This is a genomic window from Paracoccus sphaerophysae (genome assembly GCF_000763805.1).
GTDB classification, from domain to species: Bacteria; Pseudomonadota; Alphaproteobacteria; order Rhodobacterales; family Rhodobacteraceae; genus Paracoccus; species Paracoccus sphaerophysae.
This window is the reverse complement of record NZ_JRKS01000116.1, coordinates 1-4,075: the sequence shown is the minus strand read 5'-3', so window position 1 is coordinate 4,075 and position 4,075 is coordinate 1. Positions and strand designations below refer to the sequence as shown.

General features: G+C 66.7%; 4 protein-coding genes. 2 read left to right on the top strand and 2 right to left on the bottom strand.

The features are described 5' to 3' along the window. Both IC63_RS16535 and IC63_RS16530 read right to left on the bottom strand, forming a co-directional pair. Nucleotides 1–1,127 (bottom strand): glycosyltransferase family 2 protein (locus IC63_RS16535; RefSeq protein ID WP_052042346.1); only part of this gene is annotated, 1,127 nt, incomplete at its 3' end. 192 nt (nucleotides 1,128–1,319) lie between these two features. Beyond that, nucleotides 1,320–2,054 (bottom strand): DUF1013 domain-containing protein, encoded by a 735-nt coding sequence (locus IC63_RS16530; protein ID WP_036722643.1) that lies wholly within the window; start codon nucleotides 2,052–2,054, stop codon nucleotides 1,320–1,322. 236 nt (nucleotides 2,055–2,290) lie between these two features. On the opposite strand from IC63_RS16530, the gene msrP reads away from it, so the two are divergent. Together msrP and IC63_RS16520 are read left to right on the top strand one after the other, a co-directional pair. Beyond that, on the top strand, nucleotides 2,291–3,166 hold the full coding sequence (msrP, locus tag IC63_RS16525) for a protein-methionine-sulfoxide reductase catalytic subunit MsrP (protein WP_036722640.1): 876 nt from the start codon (nucleotides 2,291–2,293) through the stop codon (nucleotides 3,164–3,166). After that, complete coding sequence (locus IC63_RS16520) at nucleotides 3,166–3,744, top strand: protein-methionine-sulfoxide reductase heme-binding subunit MsrQ (RefSeq protein ID WP_036722638.1); 579 nt, start codon at nucleotides 3,166–3,168, stop codon at nucleotides 3,742–3,744. Before msrP ends, IC63_RS16520 begins: the two co-directional genes overlap by 1 nt. Nucleotides 3,745–4,075 lie beyond the last annotated feature (331 nt).

Sequence of the window (4,075 nt, the reverse complement as noted above, 5' to 3'; positions counted from 1 at the left end):
GCGCCAGGCATCACGGCGGCGGCGCGCGGGAACATCCGCAGCACGCCGTCGCCGTGATGCCTGGCGCGCAGCGCGGCCAGCGCGCCGGCCTGCCCGTCCAGCTCGGCCGCGACGGTCGGTTCGTCGAACAGCCGGCGGTATTCCTGCGGCGATTCCGCGGCCAGCCGCGCCTTCAGCTCGGCGATCTGCGCGGCATAGGCGGCAAAGGCGCGGTCGTGCAGCTCGGCCAGGCCCGGCACCGCCGCCTTGATCGCGGCGACCTCGGCGCGCACCGGGTCCACCCAGGGCGCCATGCCGTCGTCGCGGTCGTGGCTGCTGTTGTACTTGTCGAAATACCCGAAGTTGATCCGCTCGGCGTTCGAGCTGTTGGCGGTCCCGCGCCACTTCTTCATCAGGAAGACTTCGTGCGCGCGGATCATGTAGTGATTGACCTGCGCCAGGTCATAACCGGCGCTCAGCGGGGTGGTGCACCAGCGCCCGCGCAGGAAATCGGCGGTGATGTCCTGCCCCGAGCCGTTGACGAACAGCACCGGGTTGCGCGGCGTGCCCGAGGTGCCCTTGTAGACTGGCCGGTGGATGCCGAAGCGCTGCACCAGGTCGGGGCGGAACAGGGTCTTGATCGACAGGTGGTTGGTGCTGAGCGCATAGTCCAGCGGCGCGGCGCGACGGAACTGGTCGATCTGCAGCCCGTCGGTGAAGGGGATCACCCCGCCCGAGCCGAAGACCCGCCATTGCACCCCGATCGCGTCCGTGCCCGGCGGCAGCGCCGCCAGCAGCGCGTCCAGCGTCCCGTCCCCGACCGTGACGCGCAGGAACTCGTCGCCGTCGATGACCATGATCCAGTCGGCGTTGCGGACCAGCGGCATCGCGTTGGCGCGGGTATAGGCACGGCCCTGCGGGTCGGCCGGCAGGTCGTCGGACAGCTGCGAGTTGTCGAAGTGGTGGATCAGCCCGGCTTCGTCCAGCGCCTGCAGCATCTCGTGCGTGCCATCGGTACAGTCGTTGGAAAACACCACGAAGCGGTTGAAGCCGATCAGCCGGTGATAGGCGAGCCATTCCAGCAGGAACGGACCTTCGTTCTTGACCGTGCAGACGATGCAGCGCAGGTCATCGCCGGTTCGGCGCACCGGGTCGGGTCGTCGGGCTTCGGACACTGGCACCATATCCCACGGCGGCCCGGCGTTCGTTTCCGCCAGGCGACACGCGGAATCCCCTCATCTACAACTGCAGAACAGGTCGCAGATCGCCCCTCCGGACGTCAAGGTCTCGTCGGGTGCGATCTGCGGCCATGAACGAAAAAAGCCGGGGGCGACGGCGGCTTACCGCCCATCCTCATCCTCATCCTCGCCCTCGGGCAGGTTGAAGAAACTTTCGGCATCCACGTCGGGCTGCGCGGCCTCGTCCTCGTCCCGGGTCAGGCTGAAATTTTCCAGACCCGCGATCGACGAGGGCAGCCGCGGCTCGTCCGGCATCGACAGGCTGGACTGGGTCGACACCAGCTTGCGGCGTTCGTCGTCCGACATCACCTCGGGCTTGGCCTTGGCGGCCTTCTGCACGGCGGCGTCCAGTTCCGACTGGCGGCACAGGCCAAGCGCGACCGGGTCGATCGGCTGGATGTTGGCGATGTTCCAGTGGGTCCGGTCGCGGATCGCGGCGATGGTCGGCTTGGTGGTGCCGACCAGCCGGCTGATCTGCGCGTCGGCCAGTTCTGGGTGGAACTTGACCAGCCACAGGATCGCCGCCGGGCGGTCCTGGCGCTTGGACAGCGGCGTATAGCGCGGGCCGCGGCGCAGCTCTTCGCCCTCGGCGGCGGGGTTGTGCTTCAGCTTCAGCTTGTAGGCCGGGTCCTTCTGGCCCTTCTCGATCTCGCCGTCGTCCAGCTGGTTCGAGGCGATGGGGTCGAAGCCCTTGACGCCGGTCGCCACGTCGCCGTCGGCGATGCCCTGCACTTCCAGTTCGTGCAGGCCGCAGAAATCGGCGATCTGCTTGAAGCTGAGCGTGGTGTTGTCCACCAGCCAGACAGCGGTGGCCTTGGCCATCAGCGGCTTGTTCATCGGTTGCTCCTTCGCAATGGCTTTTCGTCCGGGAAACCGGGGCGGCCCAAGGCTGGCCTTTCCTCGATGTCGGGGGAATTGTGGGTGCATATACGATTGCGGGGGCGCGGATTGAAGCCCCTTTTTGCCCCGCCGGTCCGGGGCGGCACCCCGCACGGGGTTGTGACGCGCAGGGGCGGCTGCATTTTCGCCCCCGCACTGCTAGACTGGCGGGGCCAAGGAAAGGAACCCTGCCCGTGAAGCTTGCCTGGTCCGACGTGACGCCCGAGACGGTCTTTCTCAATCGCCGCAGCCTGCTGGCGGGGCTGGGGGCCGCGGCGGTCCTGCCCCGCGCGGCGCAGGCCGCGGCCGAGCGGCCGAACAGCTGGGACGAGATCACCAGCTATAACAACTTCTACGAATTCGGTTTCGACAAGGGCGACCCGGCCGCCAATGCCGGCGCCCTGACCACCGACCCCTGGGCGGTCGAGATCGGCGGGCTGGTCGATCGCCCCGGCAGCTATGCGGTCTCTGATCTCGCCCCCGGCGATGCCCTCGAGGAACGGATCTACCGCCTGCGCTGCGTCGAGGCGTGGAGCATGGTGATCCCCTGGCTGGGCGTGCCCCTGTCGCGGGTGCTGAACGCGGTGGGCGTCCAGCCGGGCGCGAAATTCGTCGCGTTCCAGACCCTGCTGCGCCCCGAGGAGATGCCCGCGCAGCGCACCCGCGCGCTGGACTGGCCCTATGTCGAGGGGCTGCGCATTGACGAGGCGATGCACCCGCTGACGATTCTGGCGACCGGGCTGTACGGCAAGCCGCTGCCGAACCAGAACGGCGCCCCGATCCGGCTGGTGGTGCCGTGGAAATACGGCTTCAAGTCGATCAAGTCGGTGGTGCGCATCACCTTGACCGACCGCCAGCCGGTCTCGACTTGGCAGGCGATGCAGCCGCGGGAATACGGCTTCTATGCTAACGTGAACCCGCAGGTGGATCATCCGCGCTGGAGCCAGGCGACCGAGCGGCGCATCGGCGCCGGGCTGCTGGCCGGGCGGCAGGAGACGCTGATGTTCAACGGCTATGGTGAGCAGGTGGCCTCGCTGTATGCCGGGATGGATCTGGCACGGAACTATTGATGCGCCGGATTCCGGTCGCGGCGGTCTGGCTCGCGGGGGCGGTCCCGTTCGCGGTGCTGCTGTGGGATACGCTGCAGGGGCAACTAGGCGTCGATCCGATCCGCGACATCGAACACCGGCTGGGGCGCACCGCCGTCTATCTGCTGCTGGCGACGCTGGCGGTGACGCCGCTGCTGCGGCTGTTCCGGGTCAACCTGGTCCGGTTCCGTCGGGCGCTGGGGCTGCTGAGCTTCAGCTATGCCGTGCTGCATCTGCTGGCCTGGGCGGTGCTGGACATGGGGCTGCTGTGGGGACAGGCGCTGCGCGACATCGTCAAGCGCCCCTATCTGACCATCGGCATGGCGGCCTGGCTGATTCTGGCGATTCTCGCGGCCACATCGTCGAATCGCACCATCCGCGCCTTGGGGCCGCGCTGGAAAGCCCTGCACAGGCTGGTCTATCTGGCTGCTCCGCTGGCGATCCTGCACTGGCTGATGGCCTACAAGATCTGGCCGTCCTGGGCGCTGTGGATGGGGCTGGCGCTGGCGATCCTGCTGGCGCTGCGCCTGCCCGGGCTGCGGAAGCTGCGGGTCCGCTGATCTATGATCCATTTCAAATCAATGACTTGCAGGAAATCAGCCAATCAATGTGACGTTTTGTGAATTTTCCTCTTGCGGGGTGGGGAACCTCGCTCTAAATACCCCTTCACCGAACGGCGGAGACGCGGTTCGGGAAACTTCGGAAGCGGCGGCTGGAAGAGCGCTAAGAGATTGGCGCCCGGAAGGTTTTTGACGGTTCTGAAGTCTGCTGTTTGACATTGTTATGATATTGAAGGGATATGCGGGCGGTTTGGCCATTTCGATGGTAGACGCCTAGCATATCGGCTCTTTAGGGTTTCGGCCCGATGATGAGAGTGTCAGCTTCACTGTT

Bases quoted from the DNA above. Each gene is read 5' to 3' on its own strand.
- IC63_RS16520 (WP_036722638.1), top strand. From the start codon at position 3,166: ATGCGCCGGATTCCGGTCGCGGCGGTCTGGCTCGCGGGGGCGGTCCCG.
- IC63_RS16530 (WP_036722643.1), bottom strand. From the start codon at position 2,054: ATGAACAAGCCGCTGATGGCCAAGGCCACCGCTGTCTGGCTGGTGGAC.